The organism is Yersinia frederiksenii ATCC 33641 (assembly GCF_000754805.1).
Taxonomy (GTDB): domain Bacteria; phylum Pseudomonadota; class Gammaproteobacteria; order Enterobacterales; family Enterobacteriaceae; genus Yersinia; species Yersinia frederiksenii.
Window position 1 is genome coordinate 4347261 of record NZ_KN150731.1, and the last position, 22281, is coordinate 4369541.

Genomic DNA, 22281 nt, shown 5'->3' on the forward strand with positions numbered 1-22281 from the left:
AGAGTATCTTGCCAATGCGGCCCGTGATCCTAAGCTCTGGATCAATAGGTGACGTTACAAAGTTGTTAACGATTTGTCGGATACTTATCGTTGATGGTTCATTGCCTACGATATCTATGGGGATATTCACTTAATACACTGTTGCATAACTTAGGCTTATGGGGAAGTGTATCCGCAGACCTTTAGTGCATCATAGGGCTTATTTCTACCCTAGTTGTAATGGAAATGTTTATTCTTTGTCAAATCAGATAATTAATTTTATATAAATTGTGTAAATCGTGATCCTAATCACTGTTCAGGGGAAATGTTACCAATCAGTTTGTGTGGGAATTGTAATAAGAATGTGAACCACCTATACTGCCGCCAGGTCTCCGGATTACCCTGAAGTAGGAGCACCCAGCGTTATACAGAGCACGCCGTCTAAGCATTCAGGATGTTATGTTTAAATGTGCGATGTGAAGAGTTTCGGCTCTTAACGCTGTCTGACCCCCACCCAGATCCGGAGGATGGAAAATAATAAAAGCTGTGTGGGCAAAAACGTGAAAAAACAAAGACCTGTCAATTTGGATCTGCAAACGATTCGATTTCCTGTTACTGCGATAGCGTCCATTTTACACCGAGTCTCTGGCGTAATTACTTTCGTTGCCGTTGGTATCCTCCTTTGGCTGTTAGGTTTGTCTGTTTCCTCGCAAGAGGGATTCATGCAAGCTGCGGCGATCATGAATAGCTTTTTTGTTAAATTCATCTTCTGGGGAATACTCACTGCGCTGGCCTATCACATTTGCGGTGGCATTCGTCACTTGTTAATGGATTTCGGCTATATCGAAGAGAGCTTGGCTGCGGGGACCCGCTCCGCCCAAGTCGCAATGGTGTTAACCTTGGTGCTGTCAGTTTTAGCTGGAGTCCTTGTATGGTAAGCAATGCTTCTGCGTTAGGGCGTAATGGAGTACACGACTGGCTGTTACTACGTGCTTCTGCAATCGTCATCACTCTATATGTTCTCTATATTCTGGGCTTTGTCGTTATTGTCCCGGATATCACCTACGAAATCTGGCGTGGCTTCTTTGCCTCGCACATCACAAAAGTGTTTACCCTGCTGACATTACTGTCAATTTTGGCTCACGCCTGGATTGGTCTGTGGCAGGTATTAACGGACTATATAAAGCCGCTGGCGTTACGTCTGGTGTTACAACTGGCCGTCGTGATTACGCTGCTGGTCTATCTATTGTATGGAACAATTGTGGTGTGGGGTGCCTAAATGAAACTGCCGGTCAGAGAGTTTGATGCTGTTGTTGTTGGTGCAGGTGGCGCAGGTATGCGCGCGGCACTACAAATTTCACAAATGGGGCTGTCTTGCGCCCTGATATCTAAAGTTTTCCCGACCCGTTCTCATACCGTATCTGCGCAGGGGGGTATTACTGTCGCACTGGGTAACACCCATGAAGATAACTGGGAATGGCATATGTATGACACGGTAAAGGGTTCCGATTATATCGGTGACCAGGATGCCATCGAATATATGTGTAAAACCGGCCCGGAAGCAGTTCTCGAACTGGAGCATATGGGCTTGCCTTTCTCCCGTTTAGAAGACGGCAGTATTTACCAGCGGCCATTCGGTGGGCAGTCGCTCAATTTCGGCGGTGGGCAAGCGGCTCGTACTGCGGCTGCAGCTGACCGTACCGGGCATGCACTGTTACATACCCTTTATCAGCAAAACCTGAAAAACCACACCACCATTTTTTCCGAGTGGTATGCGCTGGATTTAGTGAAGAATCAGGACGGCGCTTTTGTTGGCTGTACCGCTATCTGCATTGAAACCGGTGAAGTGGTCTATTTCAAAGCGCGAGCAACTGTGCTGGCCACCGGTGGTGCCGGGCGTATTTATCAATCCACAACCAACGCGCACATTAATACCGGTGACGGTGTGGGCATGGCCCTGCGTGCCGGTGTTCCGGTGCAGGACATGGAAATGTGGCAGTTCCACCCGACGGGTATCGCCGGGGCGGGAGTGTTGGTGACCGAAGGTTGTCGTGGTGAAGGTGGATATCTGCTGAATAAACACGGCGAGCGCTTTATGGAACGTTATGCCCCGAACGCCAAAGATTTGGCGGGTCGTGACGTAGTGGCACGTTCTATCATGATTGAAATCCGTGAAGGCCGTGGCTGTGATGGTCCTTGGGGCCCTCATGCGAAGTTGAAACTAGACCATTTGGGTAAAGAGGTTCTGGAGTCCCGACTGCCGGGTATTCTTGAGTTATCTCGCACCTTTGCCCACGTTGACCCGATCAAAGAACCTATCCCGGTGATTCCAACTTGTCATTATATGATGGGCGGGATCCCGACTAAAGTGACCGGTCAGGCCATCACGGTAAATGAAAAGGGTGAAGATGTGGTTATCCCTGGTTTGTTTGCGGTAGGTGAGATTGCCTGTGTTTCCGTCCATGGTGCCAACCGTTTGGGTGGTAACTCCTTACTGGACTTGGTGGTCTTTGGTCGTGCCGCGGGTATGCATCTGCAAGAGTCCTTAATGGAGCAGGGCCCCAGCCGCGATGCCAGTGATTCAGATATTGAAGCTTCACTGGATCGAATGAACCGCTGGAATAACACCCGTTCCGGTGAAGACCCAGTTGAAATCCGTAAAGCATTACAATCTTGCATGCAGAATAACTTCTCGGTATTCCGTGAAGGGGATGCCATGGCAAATGGATTGGAAGAACTGAAAACTATCCGTGAACGTCTGCAAAACGCCCGTCTGGATGACACTTCCAGTGAGTTCAATACCCAACGTATTGAATGTCTGGAGCTGGATAACCTGATGGAAACGGCGTTTTCTACCGCTGTGTCAGCAAACTTCCGTACCGAAAGTCGTGGCGCTCATAGCCGCTTTGACTTCCCGGAGCGTGATGATGCGAACTGGCTGTGTCATTCGCTGTATTTGCCGAACACCGAAAGCATGACCCGCCGTGAGGTAAACATGCAACCTAAGCTACGCGCGGCGTTCCCGCCGAAAGTGCGTTCTTACTGATGCCCGTTACGGAGGAATAGGTCATGAAGCTTGAATTCTCGATTTATCGCTATAACCCGGACGTCGATAACGCGCCGCATATGCAGGATTACACCCTGGAAGCGGAAGAAGGCCGGGATATGATGTTGCTGGACGCACTTATCCAGTTAAAAGAAACAGATCCGACTTTGTCGTTCCGCCGCTCATGCCGAGAAGGCGTTTGTGGTTCTGACGGTCTGAATATGAATGGCAAAAATGGATTGGCCTGCATTACGCCGATCTCAGTTTTGCAAAAGGGCAATAAAAAGATTGTGATCCGCCCATTGCCGGGGCTACCGGTGGTGCGGGATTTAGTGGTCGATATGGGGCAGTTTTATACTCAGTATGAGAAAATTAAACCTTACCTGTTGAATGATGGCAAAAATCCGCCAGCACGTGAGCATTTACAGTCGCCGGAGCAGCGTGAAAAACTGGATGGTTTGTATGAATGTATCCTGTGCGCTTGTTGCTCAACTTCTTGCCCGTCATTCTGGTGGAATCCGGACAAATTTGTTGGCCCAGCAGGATTACTGGCGGCCTATCGCTTCCTGATAGACAGCCGTGATACTGAAACAACAGCACGTTTGGATGATCTGGACGACGCTTTTAGTGTTTTCCGCTGCCATAGCATCATGAATTGTGTCAGTGTTTGTCCTAAAGGCCTTAACCCGACCAAAGCAATCGGCCACATTAAATCTATGTTGTTGCAACGTAGTGCATGATGTGAGTTTATTAACCCGGGGAATGTATCCCCCGGGTTGCTTCAAGGTAGGGAATCTCTAAAAACTGGCGAGCTGTCTGTTTTTAGAGGTTCCTTGAACGGGACCGTTAAGGTCCATAACAGAATGTGCATTGAGCACATCGAGTGAACCGTTTTTACGGCAAACCGTTGATATTACGGTGTATATGTTAACCACGGCGAAAACTGAAGCTTCAAAGCTTAAGGGATCATGATGCAGAACGGCGCAATGAAGGCCTGGCTGGATTCCTCCTATCTGGCGGGCGCGAACCAGTCCTACATAGAGCAGCTCTATGAAGACTTTTTAACCGATCCTGGTTCCGTTGATGATAGTTGGCGTTCAATTTTTCAACAACTACCGACGACGGGTGTAAAACCTGATCAGTTCCACTCTCAAACTCGTGAGTATTTCCGTCGCCTGGCGAAGGATACCTCTCGTTATAACTCATCCATCAGCGATCCTGAAAATGATGCCAAGCAAGTTAAGGTATTGCAGTTAATCAATGCCTTCCGCTTCCGCGGCCATCAACATGCCAACCTTGATCCACTCGGTTTGTGGAAGCAGGAGTCTGTTCCAGACCTCGAGCCTTCCTATCATAATCTGACCGAAGCCGATTTCCAGAACACCTTCAATGTCGGCTCTTTTGCTATTGGCAAAGAGACCATGAAGCTGTCTGACCTGTACGCAGCTCTGAAGCAGACCTACTGCGGGCCAATTGGCGCTGAGTACATGCACATTACCAACACCGAAGAAAAACGCTGGATCCAGCAGCGTATTGAGTCGGTGGTCGGGAAACCGACATTCAGCGATGAAGAGAAGCGCCGTTTCCTGAGCGAACTGACTGCCGCTGAAGGTTTGGAACGTTATCTAGGGGCTAAATTCCCGGGCGCTAAGCGTTTCTCGCTAGAGGGCGGCGATTCGCTGGTCACTATGCTGAAAGAGATGATTCGCCATGCGGGTAAGAATGGCACACGTGAAGTCGTTCTGGGGATGGCTCACCGTGGCCGTCTGAACGTATTGATTAACGTGCTGGGTAAGAAACCGGAAGATTTGTTTGATGAGTTCTCTGGTAAACATAAAGAACATCTGGGTACCGGTGACGTTAAATATCACCAAGGTTTCTCTTCTGATGTCGAAACCGAAGGCGGGCTGGTTCACTTGGCACTGGCCTTTAACCCATCGCATCTGGAAATTGTTAGCCCGGTTGTTATTGGTTCGGTACGTGCACGGCGTGACCGCCTGGACGAAGCTCGCAGCAACATGGTATTGCCAATCACCATTCATGGTGATGCGGCGATTGCCGGGCAGGGAGTGGTGCAAGAAACCTTGAACATGTCTCAGGCCCGTGGCTATGAAGTGGGCGGGACGGTGCGCATTGTTATCAATAACCAGATTGGTTTCACCACCTCGAACCCACTGGATGCGCGTTCTACCCAATACTGTACCGATATCGCCAAAATGGTACAGGCACCTATTTTCCACGTAAATGCTGATGATCCTGAAGCTGTGGCGTTTGTTACCCGTCTGGCGTTGGATTTCCGTAACACCTTTAAACGTGACGTGATGATCGACCTGGTTTGCTACCGTCGCCATGGGCATAACGAAGCCGATGAGCCAAGTGCCACACAACCAGTGATGTATCAGAAGATCAAAAAACACCCGACGCCGCGCAAAATCTATGCTGACAAGCTGACCGAGCAAAATATCGCCAGCCTGGAAGATGCCACGGAAATGGTCAACCTGTATCGTGATGCTCTGGATCACGGTGATTGTGTGGTGGAAGAGTGGCGTCCGATGAATCTGCAATCCTTCACATGGTCACCTTATCTGAACCATGAATGGGACGAGGAATATCCAAGCAAAGTTGAGATGAAACGCCTGCAAGATTTGGCGCGTCGTATCAGCCATGCGCCGGAAGCCATTGAAATGCAATCACGTGTTGCCAAGATCTATGGTGATCGTGCCTTGATGGCTGCAGGTGAGAAGCCATTTGACTGGGGTGGTGCTGAAACTCTGGCCTATGCCACACTGGTAGATGAAGGTATCCCGATTCGTTTATCCGGCGAGGATGCGGGGCGCGGTACTTTCTTCCATCGTCATGCCGTGATTCATAACCAGAAAAATGGTTCTGTTTACGTGCCACTGGCAAATGTGCACAGCGGGCAGGGTAACTTCCAGGTATGGGACTCTGTGCTGTCGGAAGAAGCGGTCTTGGCATTTGAATATGGCTATGCCACGGCTGAGCCACGTACTCTGACTATCTGGGAAGCACAGTTCGGTGACTTTGCCAACGGTGCGCAAGTTGTTATCGACCAGTTCATCAGCTCCGGCGAACAGAAATGGGGCCGGATGTGTGGTCTGGTAATGTTGCTGCCACATGGTTACGAAGGGCAAGGTCCAGAGCACTCCTCTGCGCGACTGGAACGTTATCTGCAACTTTGTGCTGAACAAAACATGCAGGTATGTATTCCATCAACGCCTGCACAGGTTTACCACATGATCCGCCGTCAGGCATTACGTGGTATGCGCCGTCCACTGGTGGTTATGTCGCCTAAGTCACTGTTGCGTCATCCGTTGGCGGTATCCTCTCTGGATGAACTGGCTAATGGCAGCTTCTTGCCAGCGATTGGCGAAATTGACGAGTTGGATCCGAAAGGTGTCAAGCGTGTCGTGATGTGCTCAGGCAAAGTCTACTATGACCTGTTGGAACAGCGCCGTAAGAATGGGCAAACCGATGTCGCTATCGTACGTATCGAGCAACTTTATCCGTTCCCGCATCACGCTGTGCAAGCAGTGTTGGAACAATTTGCTCATGTACATGATTTCGTCTGGTGCCAAGAAGAGCCGCTTAACCAGGGGGCTTGGTATTGTAGCCAACATAACTTCCGTGAAGTGATTCCATTTGGTGCTTCCTTGCGTTACGCAGGCCGCCCAGCCTCAGCTTCTCCGGCAGTTGGATATATTTCCGTACACCAGAAACAACAACAAGCTCTGGTTAATGACGCGCTGACCGTTGAATAGCGAGCCGGTTAACACATAAAGGATAGAGAATGAGTAGCGTAGATATTAATGTTCCTGACCTCCCTGAGTCTGTCGCCGATGGCTCTGTAGCAACCTGGCACAAGAAACCGGGCGATAGCGTCAAACGTGATGAAGTGCTGGTTGAGATCGAAACAGACAAAGTGATTCTGGAAGTTCCGGCCAGCCAGGACGGTATTCTGGACGCCATTTTGGAAGACGAAGGTGCCACAGTCGTTTCACGCCAGGTACTGGGTCGTATTCGCCCAAGTGATAGTTCCGGCCTGCCGACTGAAGAGAAAAGCCAGAGCACCGAGTCAACTCCTGCTCAGCGCCAGACTGCTAGCTTGGAAGAAGAAACCAACGATACCCTCAGCCCGGCGATTCGTCGTCTGATTGCTGAGCACTCTCTGGATGCTGCTGCAATTAAAGGCAGCGGTGTGGGTGGCCGTCTGACGCGTGAAGATATCGAGAGTCACTTGGCAAACCGCAAGTCGGCACCCGCAGCGGCAGAAGCCAAAGTTGAAGCCGCAGCACCTGTCGCACCTATCGCAGGCCGCAGTGAAAAACGTGTGCCGATGACGCGCCTGCGTAAACGTGTTGCCGAGCGCCTGCTGGAAGCGAAAAACAGCACTGCAATGTTGACGACGTTTAACGAAATCAACATGAAGCCGATCATGGATCTGCGCAAGCAGTATGGCGAAGCTTTTGAGAAACGCCACGGTGTTCGTCTGGGCTTTATGTCCTTCTATATTAAAGCTGTTGTTGAAGCACTGAAACGTTATCCGGAAGTGAATGCTTCCCTCGATGGCGAAGATGTGGTCTACCACAATTACTTTGATGTCAGCATTGCGGTTTCGACTCCGCGCGGCCTGGTAACGCCAGTACTGCGTGATGTAGACACCATGGGCATGGCTGATATTGAGAAAAAGATCAAAGAACTGGCTGTAAAAGGCCGTGACGGCAAACTGAAAGTTGAAGAACTGACTGGCGGTAACTTCACCATTACCAATGGCGGCGTATTCGGCTCATTGATGTCGACTCCGATCATTAACCCACCACAAAGCGCGATCCTTGGCATGCATGCCATTAAAGATCGTCCAATGGCGGTAGATGGTCAGGTAGTGATTCTGCCAATGATGTATTTGGCACTGTCCTACGATCACCGGTTGATCGACGGCCGCGAGTCTGTTGGTTATCTGGTGACAGTGAAAGAGATGCTGGAAGATCCAGCTCGCTTGCTGCTTGATGTATAAAAAAGATAAATGACAAGGTCAGTCTGATTGCAAGGTGTTGATAACCTGCCTCCGCGCAATCAGGCTACCTGGAAGGCTTCGGCCCATCTCAGACCTTATATGGATAGAACATCATGAATTTACACGAATATCAGGCAAAACAACTGTTTGCTCGGTATGGCATGCCCGCTCCAACGGGTTACGCCTGTACCACACCGCGTGAAGCAGAAGAAGCCGCATCTAAAATCGGTGCTGGCCCGTGGGTGGTTAAATGTCAGGTACATGCTGGCGGTCGCGGTAAAGCGGGCGGCGTGAAATTGGTTAATAGCAAAGAAGATATTCGTGCTTTCGCTGAACAATGGCTGGGTAAAAAACTGGTAACTTACCAGACAGATGCCCATGGCCAACCGGTTCACCAAATTTTGGTTGAAGCTGCAACAGATATTGATAAAGAACTCTATCTGGGCGCGGTTATTGACCGCAGTTCCCGTCGTGTGGTGTTTATGGCATCCACTGAAGGCGGTGTTGAAATTGAAAAAGTTGCCGAAGAGACACCAGAGCTGATCCACAAAATCGCTTTGGATCCGTTGACTGGCCCGCAACCTTATCAAGGTCGTGAATTAGCCTTTAAACTGGGTCTGACCGGTAAGCAAGTGGCTCAGTTCACCAAGATCTTTATGGGTCTGGCAACCATGTTCCTGGAACGTGACCTGGCAATGGTCGAGATCAACCCACTGGTTATCACCAAACAAGGCGATTTGATCTGTTTGGATGGCAAGCTGGGTGCTGATGGTAATGCCTTGTTCCGCCAGTCTGAACTGCGCGAAATGCGTGACCCAAGTCAGGAAGATGCCCGTGAAGCACATGCTGCGCAGTGGGAACTGAACTACGTCGCACTGGATGGCAACATTGGTTGCATGGTAAACGGCGCTGGTTTGGCGATGGGTACCATGGATATCGTGAAACTGCACGGTGGCGAACCCGCTAACTTCCTCGATGTTGGTGGTGGTGCAACCAAAGAGCGTGTGACTGAAGCCTTTAAAATTATTTTGTCTGATGACAAAGTGAAAGCGGTTTTCGTTAACATCTTCGGCGGGATCGTGCGTTGTGACCTGATTGCTGACGGCATTATTGGTGCTGTTGAAGAAGTGGGTGTCAACGTACCGGTAGTGGTTCGTCTGGAAGGGAATAATGCCGAACTGGGTGCCAAAAAACTGGCAGACAGCGGTTTGAATATCATTGCTGCGACCAGCCTGACAGATGCGGCTCAGCAAGTTGTAGCGGCAGTGGGGGCTAAATAATGTCTATTTTAATTGATAAAAACACCAAAGTTATTTGCCAGGGCTTCACCGGTAGCCAAGGGACTTTCCACTCTGAACAAGCTATCGCCTATGGCACCAAAATGGTTGGCGGTGTTACGCCAGGCAAAGGCGGAACCCAGCATCTGGGCCTACCGGTATTCAATACAGTACGTGAAGCAGTAGAAACTACCGGTGCAACAGCATCCGTTATCTACGTGCCAGCGCCGTTCTGTAAAGATTCAATTCTGGAAGCTATCGACGCCGGTATCAAATTGATCATCTGCATTACTGAAGGCATCCCGACGCTGGATATGCTGGTAGTCAAAGTTAGATTGGAGCAATCCGATGCGCGCATGATCGGCCCTAACTGCCCGGGTGTTATTACCCCAGGCGAATGTAAGATTGGCATCATGCCTGGCCATATCCACTTGCCGGGTAAAGTCGGTATCGTTTCTCGTTCAGGCACTCTGACTTATGAAGCGGTAAAACAGACGACTGATATCGGTTTCGGCCAATCAAGCTGTGTTGGTATTGGTGGTGACCCAATTCCTGGTTCTAACTTTATCGATATCCTGAAGTTATTCCAGGAAGACCCGCAAACTGAAGTCATCGTGATGATCGGTGAGATTGGTGGTAATGCAGAAGAAGAAGCGGCGGCTTATATTAAAGAGCACGTGACCAAACCTGTAGTGGGCTACATCGCTGGTGTAACTGCACCAAAAGGCAAACGTATGGGCCATGCTGGTGCCATCATTGCTGGTGGTAAAGGGACTGCAGATGACAAATTTGCTGCTCTGGAAGCAGCAGGTGTGAAAACTGTACGTAGCCTGGCTAAAATCGGCAATGCCGTGAAAGCGGTGTACCAAAGCAATAAATAATATCTGCTGGCTAAATAGCCGAGCTCGATATAAAGGCCACCTTTCGGTGGCCTTTTTAATACTCAATCAGAACTTATTTAAAGCAGTAATTAATGCAATATCCGTTTGGGCTTGTTGCTTGGCTTGCTCAGTCTTGGCACTGGCGGCTTGCTGTTGCAACGCCGTTAATGCTGCAGTGTAACTGGCTTTATCCTTAAACAATTTATCTTTAACGTTGATTGAGGCAATGTTGGTATAACTGCCATCGGCAGTTGACGGGACCGAAATAGTCCCCTGATTAATCATTTTCTTAACAATCTGCCGCTCTTTCTCATCGCCTTCTAATCCCACTAATTGCCAACGTTGCTGAGGTTTGCCCTCATATTTTCCAGACTTAACATCAGTCAGATACCGAATAGTCAGATGACGGATAGTGCCTTCTTCTTCACCGTATTGTACTTTACTGTCCGACAATACTGGGAATTTTTGCCCCTCAAGCACGCCACCTTTTTGCGTCAAATGGCCCATCCGGTAGCTGTTCATTCCCAGATGAATCGCGGTGATATCAAGGACCGGGGTGCCATCATTAAGACGTAAATCGGTGATCCGCGAACCTACTGGCTGGCGCAAATCAATGGTGTAAGTCACGCCATCAAAAAAGTCATTGGTTGAGTATTTTGAGGCACGACGTTGTGGATTAAAGCTGTAAGTGACATCGCCTGGTTTGACTTGATTAAAGTAGCCAGCCGACCACTCCATATATTGTTTTAACTCTTTGCCGGTTAGAGAATAAACCGTAATTTCACCGCCAGCATATTGATAGTTAAATGCAATATCTTTAGCGGTGATATCACCGACATCCAGCTTGGGATGGTCATTATCAATCTGTAAGGCGATGACTTGGGCATGGGGAGCATAATAATGAGCTGCTTCCTGATACAGCGCGCTGATACCTGTGTCCTGCACATGCACTTGAGGAATGCCTTTAATCTCATCCGGCGGCACCAGATTGTTACCACTCAACTTAGCAATAACCCGATTAGCATTAGCGCGCAAAATATCATGGTAAGGCTGGTAAATAGCTTCTAGCGATTTATCTGACTTGATACCTTTGATAGGGTAGGTATAGCTGTCTTTGTCGATGAGCTGGTACTTTCCATCTCGCTGCTCAAATTTCAGGTCAATACGGGACAGCGCACGGCCATATTTATCTGGCTCGGTAATAATAACGCCATTAACTACGGCTTTATCAATCTTCACATGCATATGGCCAGCAACTATAGCTGCGAGTTCTGGGTTGGCTTTGGCTATATCGCCAACCCCCGTTCCTGGCCGCTGATTTTCATTATCTATCCCCATATGAGCAACCAGCACAATGGCATCGACTTGCGGCTGGATTTGCTGAATCACCTTTTTCACTTCCTGTACCGGGTCCGTGAAATGGATCCCATTGATGCGGTCGGTTCCTTGAGCGAACTCGGCGGTCATTGGAGTATCCATGCCGATAATGCCGATTTTAACTCCTTGGCGCTCAATAATTTTATAAGAGGGCAGGTAGGGCTTACCCGAATCCCAGAAAATATTACCCGCCAGTGCAGCACCGTCGAATTGCTTAAGAGAGGTAGAAAGGGCTTTTAAGCCAAAATCAAATTCATGGTTACCCATCACCCAGGCATCATACTTCAAGGCATTAAAGCCGAGGATCATCGGGCTGATGGGTTCATATTTAAAGGTCTCAACAAAGTTGCCCTGGATGGTATCGCCCGCATCCACCAAAATAATGTTGGGCTGCTCGGCGCGAATTTTCTGCACTTGGGTGGCTATTTGACTCAGGCTACCCGCCAGATTTTCACTGTCGCTGGCATAGTCCCACGGCACAAAAGTGCCATGTAAATCAGAGGTGCCCAAGATAGTGACATCGACTTGTTGTGCGGCAATAGTGGTGGTACTGACACAGAGTAATGTGGTGAGCGCTATTTTTTTCATTGTAGGGGATTCAATATTTATCAAATAATTGCACTTTATCATGCAACAAAATGGCAACACTAGCGAACGCTTCCTCCAAAATAGACTAATATATTCATGTAAAAGTCGAAATTGTGATTTAACGCACCCTGAAACTAATAAATTTAAAAGTTAACTTGGATCGCATAATAACGACGTAATAAAGCATTAGCTAAACCATAAAATTACATTTCATTAACAGTTGTTGGTTATATAAAAACAATCAAACTTTTAATTAACATGAAAAAGAATTAATTGTTCTAAATCAAGTTTTGAATATGGCAATAATGTTCATATGGGCTTAAATTGTTCTGGATCAAACTACGGCATGATAGGTAAATGGCCTATTTGTTGACCTGTATCCAGAACTCAAAGCTGGGTCACGTAAAATCCTATTTATTGTGTGGGATTAGAAGCGTACTATTACCGCGGTGTAATACTGGGTAGTTGATATTGTTATTTTTGTTGTGTTTTTTTGGGCATTCACTGCGGGTCAATATGAGATTTCCAATTTACATGGAGGTCGCGTTACCGCAAGTCGGAGTCTTCCTGCGAGGAGCAAGGAGTCAAGATGTTTGATATTGTCGAACTGTCACGGTTACAGTTTGCCTTAACGGCAATGTACCATTTCTTATTTGTCCCACTTACGCTCGGTTTGGCGTTTATGCTGGCAATTATGGAATCGGTTTACGTGCTGTCTGGTAAACAAATCTATAAAGATATGACCAAATTCTGGGGCAAGTTATTTGCTATTAACTTTGCTCTGGGGGTTGCTACTGGTTTGACTATGGAGTTCCAGTTCGGGACTAACTGGTCATATTTCTCACATTACGTCGGTGATATCTTCGGTGCCCCTTTGGCAATTGAAGGTTTAATGGCGTTCTTCTTGGAATCTACTTTCGTCGGTCTATTCTTCTTCGGTTGGGATCGTCTGAGTAAACACCAGCATTTGGCCGTAACCTGGCTGGTTGCATTAGGCTCTAACTTCTCTGCATTGTGGATCTTGGTTGCTAACGGCTGGATGCAAAACCCGATTGCGTCTGACTTCAACTTTGAAACCATGCGTATGGAAATGCTGAGCTTCTCAGAACTGGTTCTGAACCCAGTAGCCCAGGTGAAGTTCGTTCACACTGTGGCGGCAGGTTATGTTACCGGTGCGATGTTTGTTCTGGGTATCAGCTCTTACTATCTGCTGAAAGGCCGTGATATTCCGTTTGCCAAACGTTCCTTTGCTATCGCTGCAAGTTTCGGTTTAGCCGCAACGCTGTCTGTTATCGTACTGGGTGATGAATCTGGTTATGAAATGGGTGACGTGCAGAAAACCAAACTGGCTGCAATTGAGGCGGAATGGGAAACTCAGCCACCTCCAGCAGCCTTTACGCTGTTTGCCATTCCTAATCAGGAAACGATGGAGAACCGGTTTGCGGTTCAGATTCCATTTGCATTGGGCATAATCGCCACCCGTTCACTGGATACACCGGTTATTGGCTTACGTGATTTGATGTCTCAGCATGAAGTGCGGATTCGTAATGGTATCCAGGCTTACCATCTGCTTGAGCAATTACGTAACGGCAATACTGATCCGGCGATACGTGAGGCCTTCAATAAAACGAAGCAGGATCTTGGCTATGGTCTGCTACTTAAGCGCTATACAGAAAACGTAACAGACGCGACTGAAGAGCAAATCCAGTTAGCTGCTAAGGACTCTATCCCGCAAGTTCTGCCGCTTTACTTCGCATTCCGCATCATGGTGGCTTGTGGCTTCCTGATGTTACTGATCATCGGCCTGTCGTTCTATAACGTGGTTCGTGGTCGGATTGGCGAGAAGAAATGGCTACTGCGTGCTGCACTGTACGGTATTCCATTACCGTGGATTGCAGTTGAAGCAGGTTGGTTTGTGGCTGAATATGGCCGTCAACCATGGGCCATCGGTGAAGTGCTGCCAACAGCTATTGCAAATTCATCCGTCACTGCCGGCGATATTCTGTTCTCCATGGCACTGATTTGTGGTTTGTACACGCTGTTCCTGGTGGCAGAAATGTACCTGATGTTCAAATTTGCGCGCCTTGGGCCTAGCAGCCTGAAAACTGGCCGCTATCATTTTGAACAGCCGACTGCCCCAGTGCAGGAAGCACGGTAAACAGGAGTCCACTTATGTTTGATTACGAAGTATTACGATTTATCTGGTGGCTGCTGATCGGTGTGTTGCTGATTGGTTTCGCAGTCACCGATGGTTTCGACATGGGCGTCGGTATCCTGCTGCGTATCATCGGTAAGAATGATACAGAACGCCGTATTATGATTAACTCGATTGCCCCTCACTGGGATGGCAATCAGGTTTGGCTGATTACCGCGGGTGGGGCACTGTTTGCTGCCTGGCCAATGGTGTATGCAGCCGCATTCTCCGGCTTCTATATCGCGATGATTCTGGTCTTGGCTGCATTATTCTTCCGCCCGGTCGGTTTTGACTACCGTTCTAAGCTGGAGAATAGCCGCTGGCGCGATATGTGGGACTGGGGCATCTTCATTGGTAGCTTCGTGCCTGCCGTTGTCTTCGGTGTGGCATTTGGTAACTTGCTGCAAGGTGTGCCGTTCCACATGAATGAGTACATGCGCCTGTTCTACACAGGTAACTTCTTCCAGTTACTGAACCCGTTTGGCCTGTTAGCAGGTGTTGTCAGCTTGACCATGCTGGTCACTCAAGGGGCAACTTACCTGCAAATGCGTACGCGTGGTGAGTTGCATTTGCGTTCCCGTGCCGCTGCGCAAATTTCAGCGCTGGTCATGGGCGTTGCATTCCTGCTGGCCGGTATCTGGTTAGTTAAAGGCATTGATGGCTTTGTGATTACTTCAGTGTTGGATACAGCCGCTGAATCTAACCCGATGCGCAAAGAAGTCGCACATCAGGCTGGTGCATGGTTGATTAACTTCAACAAGTACCCAAGCTTGTGGGCGCTGCCTGCTCTAGGGGTGATTCTGCCACTGTTCACTATTATACTGTCGCGTCTTGAAAAAGGGGCTTGGGCCTTCCTGTTCTCATCACTGACCATTGCTTGCGTGATTCTGACCGCCGGGGTCACCATGTTCCCGTTCGTTATGCCATCAAGCACGATGCCAAATGTCAGTCTGACAATGTGGGATGCAACATCTAGCCTGTTGACGCTGAAAGTGATGACCATTGTTGCGATCATCTTTGTGCCTATCATCTTGCTTTACACCAGCTGGTGTTATTACAAAATGTTCGGGCGCATTGATAAAGACTTTATCGAAAACAACAAGCATTCACTGTACTAAGGAGCATAAAGCATGTGGTATTTTGCCTGGATTCTAGGGACACTTCTGGCCTGCTCCTTTGGTATCATTACTGCTCTGGCGCTGGAGCAGAGTGAAGCCAACGCAGCAGCGAAAGCCGCTAACAATGGCAATGATGATGTTGTCCGATAAGCTGTACGAATTAATGGATAAGGGCCCTTTACGGGCCCTTTCACTGGTGCTCGCATTTGCTGTGGCTTTTTGTGTATTTTGGGACCCTTCGCGTTTTGCGGCGGCAACCAGCTCACTTGAAGTCTGGCAAGAGGTATTTATCGTGTGGGCAGTGTGTACCGGTGTGATTCATGGCGTAGGTTTTCGCCCTAAGCGGGTGTGGTTACGGGCTTTTTTCTCACCACTTCCTGCAATTGTGATCTTGGGCGCGGGATTATTCTACTTTTTTGGCTAATCTGAATGTGTTTCGCCTAATCTGAGTACAATCTCTCCTTTATGGGCCGCCTGGCCCATAATTATTTTCGTTCTATTCTCGCAAGTGATTCCAAAGCTTAACGCTCTTCAGTATAGTGTGTCCGTTAACTGCATTACTGGGAAGTAGAGTGAGTAATACGTTGTTTCGATGGCCGGTACGTGTCTATTTTGAAGACACCGATGCTGGTGGCGTGGTTTACCACGCGCGCTACGTTGCCTTTTACGAAAGGGCGCGCACGGAAATGTTGCGCCAACGCAATTTTCACCAGCAGCAATTGCTCAGTGAGCATGTTGCTTTCGCTGTCCGCCGCATGACGGTAGAATACCTGGCGCCTGCACGTCTTGATGATATGCTGGAAGTTCAGAGTGAAATTACCGCAATGCGTGGAGCTTCTCTCACGTTTGCTCAACGAATTCTCGACTCACATGGCAATCTTCTGAGTAGTGCAGAAGTATTGATCGCATGTATCGATCCACACCAAATGAAGCCAAGAGCGCTTCCTAAGTCTATTGTCGCGGAGTTTAAGTAGTGGCTGACATGAACATTCTGGATTTATTCCTGCAGGCAAGCCTATTCGTTAAGCTTATCATGCTGGTATTGATGGGCTTTTCTATTGCTTCATGGGCGATCATCATTCAGCGAACGCGTATTCTGAATGCTGCCACCCGCGATGCAGAGGCTTTCGAAGATAAATTTTGGTCCGGCATTGAGCTGTCCCGTCTGTATCAAGAAAGTCAGGCTCGTCGCGATACGCTTGGTGGTTCCGAGCAAATCTTCCATTCTGGATTTAAAGAGTTTGCCCGCTTACATCGTGCAAACAGCCACGCACCCGAAGCCGTGATTGACGGCGCTTCTCGTGCGATGCGCATCTCTATGAACCGTGAATTAGAAGCGCTGGAAACCCATATTCCTTTCCTCGGTACTGTTGGTTCCATTAGCCCGTATATCGGTCTGTTTGGTACAGTATGGGGGATTATGCATGCCTTTATTTCTCTGGGTGCAGTAAAGCAGGCGACCTTACAAATGGTGGCACCAGGTATTGCTGAAGCACTGATTGCTACGGCGATCGGTCTGTTTGCTGCCATCCCTGCTGTTATGGCCTATAACCGGCTGAACCAGCGTGTGAATAAGCTTGAACAAAACTATGACAACTTCATGGAAGAGTTTATTGCTATTCTGCATCGCCAGGCTTTTGCCAGCGCCGAGAGCAAATAAGTAGGGGGTTGTATGGCGCGAGTACGTGGTCGTAAACGTCGCGAGCTTAAGTCTGAAATTAACATTGTTCCCTTGCTTGACGTTTTGCTGGTGCTATTGCTGATCTTTATGGCGACCGCGCCTATTATCACGCAAAGTGTTGAGGTAGATCTCCCTGATGCGACGGATTCAAAAACCGTTTCCAGTGATGATAATCCTCCGGTCATTGTCGAAGTATCAGGTGTGGGTCAATATTCGCTGGTGATTGACCATCAGAGGATGGAGCAACTGCCTTCAGAACAAGTTGTGGCAGAGGCTCAAGCGAGATTGAAAGCAAATCCGAAGACCGTGTTCCTGATTGGTGGTGCGAAAGAGGTTCCTTATGATGAAATTATTAAGGCCCTTAATATGCTGCATCAGGCTGGAGTGACGTCGGTGGGCTTAATGACTCAACCGATATAAATTTGTGTTGATACTGGCTGAATTGAGAGTGAATCCAGCCAGTAGATACCCTGTTTTTAGCAGTTCCGTTTTTTAGAAATAGAGCGCGGACATCGAGTGTGGAAATCGAGCGTGGGTAAGGCAACCGAGCAAAATGATAAGCTGAATCGCGCCATTATAGTGTCGGTGGTTCTGCACATCATATTGATTGCCCTGTTGATTTGGGGCTCTCTGACGCAGACGACTGAAATGGGCGGCGGCGGTGCAGGCGGCGAAGTTATTGACGCCGTTATGGTCGATCCGGGCGCGGTGACCGAGCAGTATAACCGTCAGCAGCAACAGCAGACGGACGCTAAACGCGCGGAGCAGCAACGCCAGAAAAAAGCCGATCAGCAAGCTGAAGAACTACAGCAGAAGCAGGCGGCAGAACAACAACGCCTGAAAGAATTGGAAAAAGAGCGTCTGCAAGCACAGGAAGATGCGAAGCAGGCGGCTGAAGAACAGAAGAAACAAGCCGCTGAGCAACAAAAAGAGGCTGCAGAGCAACAGAAAACTGCCGCCGCTGCTGCTGCTAAAGCGAAAGAAGAGCAGAAGCAGGCTGAAGCCGCTGCAGCTCAGGCTAAAGCAGAAGCTGATAAGTTGGTGAAAGCGCAGGCTGAAGCTCAGAAAAAAGCCGAAGCCGAAGCCAAAAAAGAGGCTGCTGTAGCCGCCGCGGCGAAGAAACAAGCTGATGCTGACGCGAAGAAAGCAGCAGAAGATGCGAAAAAGGCTGCCGCAGAAGCGGCTGAAAAGAAAGCTGCTGCTGATGCTGAGAAGAAAGCCGCCGCGGATGCTAAAAAAGCCGCTGCTGCTGAGGCCAAGAAGAAAGCAGCTGCAGAAGCCGCAGCTGCAACGGATGTTGATGATTTGTTTGGCGGCTTGGCAAACTCCAAGAATGCGCCGAAAAGTGGCTCAGGTGCTGGCGCTGCTGCAGCCGGTAAAGGTGGTGGCAAGAAGAGCGGAGCTTCCGCGGGTGATATCAGTGGTTATCTAGGACAGGTAACGGCCGCGATCCAAAGTAAATTTTATGATGCAGACCTTTACAAAGGCCGCACCTGTAATCTGCGAATTAAATTGGCGCCAGATGGTCTATTAATTGATGTTAAAGCGGAAGGTGGGGACCCGGCACTGTGTCAGGCCGCTATCGCCGCAGCTAAACTGGCTAAAATCCCTAAACCTCCAAGTCAGGATGTTTATGAAGTGTTTAAGAATGTTCCACTTGATTTTAAACCGCAATAAAGTTTGATTAGTAGTGAATAACACTGTTAATCGACTAGGGATTATGTAGTTTTGTTTGCGTGGGTTTGTTAAAATTCTGCTAATTATCGCGGGCATCCCGCTCGGGTAAGGGAGATAAGATGAAGCAGGCATTTCGAGTTGCGCTAGGCTTTTTAGTTTTATGGGCTTCTGTTTTACACGCAGAAGTTCGAATTGAGATTACCCAAGGGGTAGACTCTGCTCGCCCAATTGGGGTTGTTCCATTCAAATGGATGGGACCTGGTACACCACCAGAAGAAATTGGCGCTATTGTTGGCGCGGATTTACGTAATAGTGGTAAATTTAACCCAATTGATGCAGCGCGCATGCCACAGCAACCCTCCACTGCAGCTGAAGTAACGCCTGCGGCCTGGACTGCGTTGGGTATTGATGCTGTTGTTGTCGGTCAGGTTCAACCAAGTGCTGATGGCAGCTATGTAGTTTCTTACCAGTTAGTGGATACTTCTGGTGCCGCCGGTAGCGTTTTGGCGCAAAATCAGTATAAAGTAACCAAGCAATGGTTACGTTATTCTGCGCATACTGCCAGTGACGAAGTATTTGAAAAGCTGACTGGGATTAAAGGTGCTTTCCGTACCCGTATTGCCTATGTTGTGCAAACCAATGGCGGCAAGTTCCCACATGAATTGCGGGTTTCTGATTATGATGGCTACAACCAGTTTGTGGTGCATCGTTCTCCTGAACCTTTGATGTCACCAGCCTGGTCTCCAGATGGTAGCAAAATTGCTTATGTAACTTTTGAGAGTGGCAAATCAGCCCTGGTTATCCAGACGCTGGCCAATGGTGCAATTAGACAAGTGGCTTCATTCCCTCGCCATAATGGTGCACCAGCCTTCTCACCGGACGGTTCTAAGCTGGCATTTGCTTTATCTAAAAGCGGCAGCTTGAACTTGTATGTTATGGATTTGGGGTCTGGTCAAATTAGTCAGGTTACCGATGGTCGTAGCAACAACACCGAACCAAGCTGGTTCCCGGATAGCCAGAATCTGGCCTATACCTCGGATCAGGGTGGCCGCCCGCAAGTGTATAAAGTGAATATTAATGGCGGTGCGCCTCAGCGAATCACGTGGGAAGGTTCTCAGAACCAGAACGCAGATGTGAGTCCTGATGGTAAATTCCTGGCATTGGTCAGTTCCAATGGTGGGGCACAACACATCGCCAAACAGGATCTAGTAACGGGAGCCGTTCAAGTATTAACGGACACGTTCCTGGATGAAACGCCTAGTATCGCGCCTAACGGCACCATGGTTATCTATAGCTCGACACAAGGGCTGGGAGCCGTGTTACAGCTGGTCTCGACTGATGGGCGTTTCAAAGCGCGTCTTCCGGCAACTGATGGACAGGTCAAATTTCCTGCCTGGTCGCCGTATCTGTGATGCATGTGTAAATACGTATGTATGGCAAACTATAAAAAAGGATCAAAGAGATGCAACTGAACAAAGTGCTGAAAGGGCTGATGTTGGCATTGCCAGTTCTGGCTATCGCTGCTTGTAGTTCTAACAAAAGCGCAAATAATGACCAATCTGGCATGGGCGCTGGCACTGGTACAGAAAATGGCAGCAACATGTCTTCCGAAGAGCAAGCGCGTCTTCAGATGCAAGAACTGCAAAAGAACAATATCGTTTACTTCGGTTTCGACAAATACGATATCGGTTCTGACTTCGCTCAAATGCTGGATGCACATGCTGCATTCCTGCGTAGCAACCCATCTTACAAAGTTGTTGTTGAAGGCCACGCGGATGAACGCGGTACGCCAGAATACAACATCGCGTTGGGCGAGCGTCGTGCAAATGCAGTGAAAATGTATCTGCAAGGTAAAGGCGTTTCTGCTGACCAGATCTCTATCGTTTCTTACGGTAAAGAGAAACCAGCAGTTCTGGGCCATGACGAAGCAGCGTTCGCTAAAAACCGTCGTGCAGTTCTGGTTTACTAAGAGAATCGCATGAACAGTAACCTCAGACGTCACATTGTGGGTCTGTCGTTACTGGTTGGCGTAGCGGTCCCATGGGCCGCTACTGCCCAAGCGCCAATCAGTAATGTCGGCTCCGGCTCGGTAGAAGATCGAGTCACTCAACTTGAGCGTATTTCCAACGCTCACAGCCAACTATTAACTCAACTTCAGCAACAACTATCAGATTCGCAACGCGATGTAGATAGTTTACGCGGTCAGATCCAAGAAAATCAGTATCAGCTCAATCAAATTGTTGAGCGACAAAAACAGATCTATCAGCAGATGGAGAGTCTGGGTAGTGGTCAGGGGGCGTCGACTTCAACGCCTGCGGCTACTGGCGCTGCGACAGATAATGCAGCGACAGGAAGTTCTGATACTGCCACCGCAGGCGCAGCAGCGGCTACAGCGGCACCTGCAGCCAGTACTGGTGATGAAAACAGCGATTATAATGCTGCGGTTTCTCTGGCTCTTGAGAAAAAGCAATATGATCAAGCGATCACTGCTTTCCAAAGTTTTGTGAAGCAGTATCCAAAGTCTACTTACCAGCCTAATGCCAACTACTGGCTAGGGCAGTTGTATTACAATAAGGGTAAGAAAGACGATGCCGCATATTATTATGCTGTTGTAGTAAAAAATTATCCTAAGTCACCAAAAAGTTCAGAAGCAATGTTTAAAGTTGGGGTGATCATGCAGGATAAAGGCCAAAGCGATAAAGCGAAGGCGGTTTATCAACAAGTGATCAAGCAATATCCCAATACTGATGCCGCTAAACAGGCACAGAAACGTTTATCTGCTCTTTAGCCTTTTGCGAGTCCAGTAATTGGTCTTATTGACTAATTTCTGGGCTTTAGCGAGCGAAGAACAAGCAGTTAAACGCATTAACAGAAATTTAAGTTGCACTGTGAAGAGAAATTAGTAATATATGCCGCCGTTGCCAAGACAACTGTAAAACGTTAAAGCAACAGGAAATTATAGTAGGCAGTAATGCATAATGGGTCGTTAGCTCAGTTGGTAGAGCAGTTGACTTTTAATCAATTGGTCGCAGGTTCGAATCCCGCACGACCCACCATTATGAAGAACTGTAGGGCAATCAAATCGTAGGGATGAGAACCGTCAAAGGTTCGAGTCGAGCGAAACGAGACAACAACGCAGAGCGTTGGCCTGAAAGGTGAGTCCGCAGGACGAATAATCCCGCACGACCCACCATTATGTCGTAAGCAGTACCGCATTACAGCGGGTCGTTAGCTCAGTTGGTAGAGCAGTTGACTTTTAATCAATTGGTCGCAGGTTCGAATCCCGCACGACCCACCATTATGAAGAACTGTAGGGCAATCAAATCGTAGGGATGAGAACCGCCAAAGGTTCGAGTCGAGCGAAACGAGACAACAACGCAGAGCGTTGGCCTGAAAGGTGAGTCCGCAGGACGAATAATCCCGCACGACCC

General features: G+C 48.6%; 20 protein-coding genes, 2 tRNA genes and 2 other RNA genes. 23 read left to right on the forward strand and 1 reads right to left on the reverse strand.

Features of this window, described 5'->3' with window-relative positions; all coding sequences use genetic code 11:
* Positions 1-506 precede the first annotated feature (506 nt).
* From sdhC to sucD, 8 genes are all read left to right on the forward strand, one after another.
* On the forward strand, positions 507-917 hold the full coding sequence (gene sdhC / locus DJ58_RS0122020) for a succinate dehydrogenase cytochrome b556 subunit (protein WP_172460456.1): 411 nt from the start codon (positions 507-509) through the stop codon (positions 915-917).
* The gene (sdhD, locus tag DJ58_RS02740; RefSeq protein ID WP_032911938.1) at positions 911-1258 is read left to right on the forward strand and encodes a succinate dehydrogenase membrane anchor subunit; all 348 of its coding nucleotides are present in this window, start codon (positions 911-913) and stop codon (positions 1256-1258) included. The genes sdhC and sdhD overlap by 7 nt, the downstream gene beginning before the upstream one ends.
* The gene (sdhA, locus tag DJ58_RS02735; protein WP_004712282.1) at positions 1259-3025 is read left to right on the forward strand and encodes a succinate dehydrogenase flavoprotein subunit; all 1767 of its coding nucleotides are present in this window, start codon (positions 1259-1261) and stop codon (positions 3023-3025) included.
* A gap of 23 nt (positions 3026-3048) precedes the next feature.
* A complete protein-coding gene (locus DJ58_RS02730) occupies positions 3049-3765 on the forward strand; it encodes a succinate dehydrogenase iron-sulfur subunit (RefSeq protein WP_004712283.1) in 717 nt (238 codons plus the stop codon).
* Between the two features lie 231 nt (positions 3766-3996).
* Entirely contained in the window at positions 3997-6804 is a 2808-nt protein-coding gene (sucA, locus tag DJ58_RS02725; protein WP_032911940.1) for a 2-oxoglutarate dehydrogenase E1 component, read from the forward strand.
* 29 nt (positions 6805-6833) lie between these two features.
* Positions 6834-8057 carry a 2-oxoglutarate dehydrogenase complex dihydrolipoyllysine-residue succinyltransferase gene (gene odhB / locus DJ58_RS02720; protein WP_004712285.1) on the forward strand — a complete coding sequence of 408 codons (1224 nt, stop codon included), beginning with the start codon at positions 6834-6836 and terminating at the stop codon, positions 8055-8057.
* 113 nt (positions 8058-8170) lie between these two features.
* Positions 8171-9337 (forward strand): ADP-forming succinate--CoA ligase subunit beta, encoded by a 1167-nt coding sequence (gene sucC, locus DJ58_RS02715; RefSeq protein ID WP_004712286.1) that lies wholly within the window; start codon positions 8171-8173, stop codon positions 9335-9337.
* The gene (gene sucD, locus DJ58_RS02710) at positions 9337-10215 is read left to right on the forward strand and encodes a succinate--CoA ligase subunit alpha (protein WP_032911941.1); all 879 of its coding nucleotides are present in this window, start codon (positions 9337-9339) and stop codon (positions 10213-10215) included. The genes sucC and sucD overlap by 1 nt, the downstream gene beginning before the upstream one ends.
* 66 nt (positions 10216-10281) lie before the next feature.
* On the opposite strand, the gene DJ58_RS02705 is transcribed toward sucD, so the two are convergent.
* Complete coding sequence (locus tag DJ58_RS02705) at positions 10282-12180, reverse strand: bifunctional metallophosphatase/5'-nucleotidase (RefSeq protein ID WP_004712287.1); 1899 nt, start codon at positions 12178-12180, stop codon at positions 10282-10284.
* A 589-nt stretch (positions 12181-12769) separates the two neighbouring features.
* On the opposite strand from DJ58_RS02705, the gene cydA reads away from it, so the two are divergent.
* The 15 genes from cydA (at position 12770) to DJ58_RS22985 (ending at position 22281) form a co-directional block, all read left to right on the forward strand.
* The gene (gene cydA / locus DJ58_RS02700) at positions 12770-14338 is read left to right on the forward strand and encodes a cytochrome ubiquinol oxidase subunit I (RefSeq protein WP_004712288.1); all 1569 of its coding nucleotides are present in this window, start codon (positions 12770-12772) and stop codon (positions 14336-14338) included.
* 14 nt (positions 14339-14352) lie between these two features.
* Positions 14353-15492, forward strand: a complete 1140-nt coding sequence (gene cydB / locus DJ58_RS02695; protein ID WP_004712289.1) for a cytochrome d ubiquinol oxidase subunit II — start codon at positions 14353-14355, stop codon at positions 15490-15492.
* Positions 15493-15504: 12 nt separating this feature from the next.
* Complete coding sequence (gene cydX / locus DJ58_RS02690) at positions 15505-15642, forward strand: cytochrome bd-I oxidase subunit CydX (protein ID WP_004712290.1); 138 nt, start codon at positions 15505-15507, stop codon at positions 15640-15642.
* Entirely contained in the window at positions 15629-15916 is a 288-nt protein-coding gene (gene ybgE, locus DJ58_RS02685; RefSeq protein ID WP_172460473.1) for a cyd operon protein YbgE, read from the forward strand. The genes cydX and ybgE overlap by 14 nt, the downstream gene beginning before the upstream one ends.
* Before the next feature lie 148 nt (positions 15917-16064).
* Positions 16065-16466 (forward strand): tol-pal system-associated acyl-CoA thioesterase, encoded by a 402-nt coding sequence (gene ybgC, locus DJ58_RS02680; protein WP_005165498.1) that lies wholly within the window; start codon positions 16065-16067, stop codon positions 16464-16466.
* Positions 16466-17152, forward strand: coding sequence for a Tol-Pal system protein TolQ (gene tolQ, locus DJ58_RS02675; RefSeq protein ID WP_004393307.1), 687 nt, complete (start codon positions 16466-16468; stop codon positions 17150-17152). The genes ybgC and tolQ overlap by 1 nt, the downstream gene beginning before the upstream one ends.
* 12 nt (positions 17153-17164) lie before the next feature.
* The gene (gene tolR / locus DJ58_RS02670; RefSeq protein WP_004712292.1) at positions 17165-17593 is read left to right on the forward strand and encodes a colicin uptake protein TolR; all 429 of its coding nucleotides are present in this window, start codon (positions 17165-17167) and stop codon (positions 17591-17593) included.
* Between the two features lie 111 nt (positions 17594-17704).
* The gene (gene tolA / locus DJ58_RS02665) at positions 17705-18850 is read left to right on the forward strand and encodes a cell envelope integrity protein TolA (RefSeq protein ID WP_004712293.1); all 1146 of its coding nucleotides are present in this window, start codon (positions 17705-17707) and stop codon (positions 18848-18850) included.
* A gap of 119 nt (positions 18851-18969) precedes the next feature.
* Positions 18970-20262: a Tol-Pal system beta propeller repeat protein TolB gene (gene tolB / locus DJ58_RS02660; protein WP_004712294.1), complete on the forward strand. Its 1293-nt coding sequence runs from the start codon at positions 18970-18972 to the stop codon at positions 20260-20262.
* A gap of 50 nt (positions 20263-20312) precedes the next feature.
* Complete coding sequence (pal, locus tag DJ58_RS02655; protein WP_004712295.1) at positions 20313-20819, forward strand: peptidoglycan-associated lipoprotein Pal; 507 nt, start codon at positions 20313-20315, stop codon at positions 20817-20819.
* A gap of 9 nt (positions 20820-20828) precedes the next feature.
* Complete coding sequence (gene cpoB / locus DJ58_RS02650) at positions 20829-21638, forward strand: cell division protein CpoB (protein ID WP_032911944.1); 810 nt, start codon at positions 20829-20831, stop codon at positions 21636-21638.
* 192 nt (positions 21639-21830) lie between these two features.
* Positions 21831-21906, forward strand: a tRNA-Lys gene (locus tag DJ58_RS02645).
* 14 nt (positions 21907-21920) lie between these two features.
* A non-coding RNA gene (locus DJ58_RS22980) (RtT sRNA) lies at positions 21921-22043 on the forward strand.
* 29 nt (positions 22044-22072) lie between these two features.
* A tRNA-Lys gene (locus tag DJ58_RS02640) sits at positions 22073-22148 on the forward strand.
* Between the two features lie 14 nt (positions 22149-22162).
* A non-coding RNA gene (locus DJ58_RS22985) (RtT sRNA) lies at positions 22163-22281 on the forward strand.

What these genes read in the sequence shown, in the direction of transcription:
- sdhC (WP_172460456.1), top strand. Translation starts at nt 507, where the DNA reads ATGGAAAATAATAAAAGCTGTGTGGGCAAAAACGTGAAAAAACAAAGA.
- sdhD (WP_032911938.1), top strand. Translation starts at nt 911, where the DNA reads ATGGTAAGCAATGCTTCTGCGTTAGGGCGTAATGGAGTACACGACTGG.
- sdhA (WP_004712282.1), top strand. Translation starts at nt 1,259, where the DNA reads ATGAAACTGCCGGTCAGAGAGTTTGATGCTGTTGTTGTTGGTGCAGGT.
- DJ58_RS02730 (WP_004712283.1), top strand. Translation starts at nt 3,049, where the DNA reads ATGAAGCTTGAATTCTCGATTTATCGCTATAACCCGGACGTCGATAAC.
- sucA (WP_032911940.1), top strand. Translation starts at nt 3,997, where the DNA reads ATGCAGAACGGCGCAATGAAGGCCTGGCTGGATTCCTCCTATCTGGCG.
- odhB (WP_004712285.1), top strand. Translation starts at nt 6,834, where the DNA reads ATGAGTAGCGTAGATATTAATGTTCCTGACCTCCCTGAGTCTGTCGCC.
- sucC (WP_004712286.1), top strand. Translation starts at nt 8,171, where the DNA reads ATGAATTTACACGAATATCAGGCAAAACAACTGTTTGCTCGGTATGGC.
- sucD (WP_032911941.1), top strand. Translation starts at nt 9,337, where the DNA reads ATGTCTATTTTAATTGATAAAAACACCAAAGTTATTTGCCAGGGCTTC.
- DJ58_RS02705 (WP_004712287.1), bottom strand. Translation starts at nt 12,180, where the DNA reads ATGAAAAAAATAGCGCTCACCACATTACTCTGTGTCAGTACCACCACT.
- cydA (WP_004712288.1), top strand. Translation starts at nt 12,770, where the DNA reads ATGTTTGATATTGTCGAACTGTCACGGTTACAGTTTGCCTTAACGGCA.
- cydB (WP_004712289.1), top strand. Translation starts at nt 14,353, where the DNA reads ATGTTTGATTACGAAGTATTACGATTTATCTGGTGGCTGCTGATCGGT.
- cydX (WP_004712290.1), top strand. Translation starts at nt 15,505, where the DNA reads ATGTGGTATTTTGCCTGGATTCTAGGGACACTTCTGGCCTGCTCCTTT.
- ybgE (WP_172460473.1), top strand. Translation starts at nt 15,629, where the DNA reads ATGTTGTCCGATAAGCTGTACGAATTAATGGATAAGGGCCCTTTACGG.
- tolR (WP_004712292.1), top strand. Translation starts at nt 17,165, where the DNA reads ATGGCGCGAGTACGTGGTCGTAAACGTCGCGAGCTTAAGTCTGAAATT.
- tolB (WP_004712294.1), top strand. Translation starts at nt 18,970, where the DNA reads ATGAAGCAGGCATTTCGAGTTGCGCTAGGCTTTTTAGTTTTATGGGCT.
- pal (WP_004712295.1), top strand. Translation starts at nt 20,313, where the DNA reads ATGCAACTGAACAAAGTGCTGAAAGGGCTGATGTTGGCATTGCCAGTT.
- cpoB (WP_032911944.1), top strand. Translation starts at nt 20,829, where the DNA reads ATGAACAGTAACCTCAGACGTCACATTGTGGGTCTGTCGTTACTGGTT.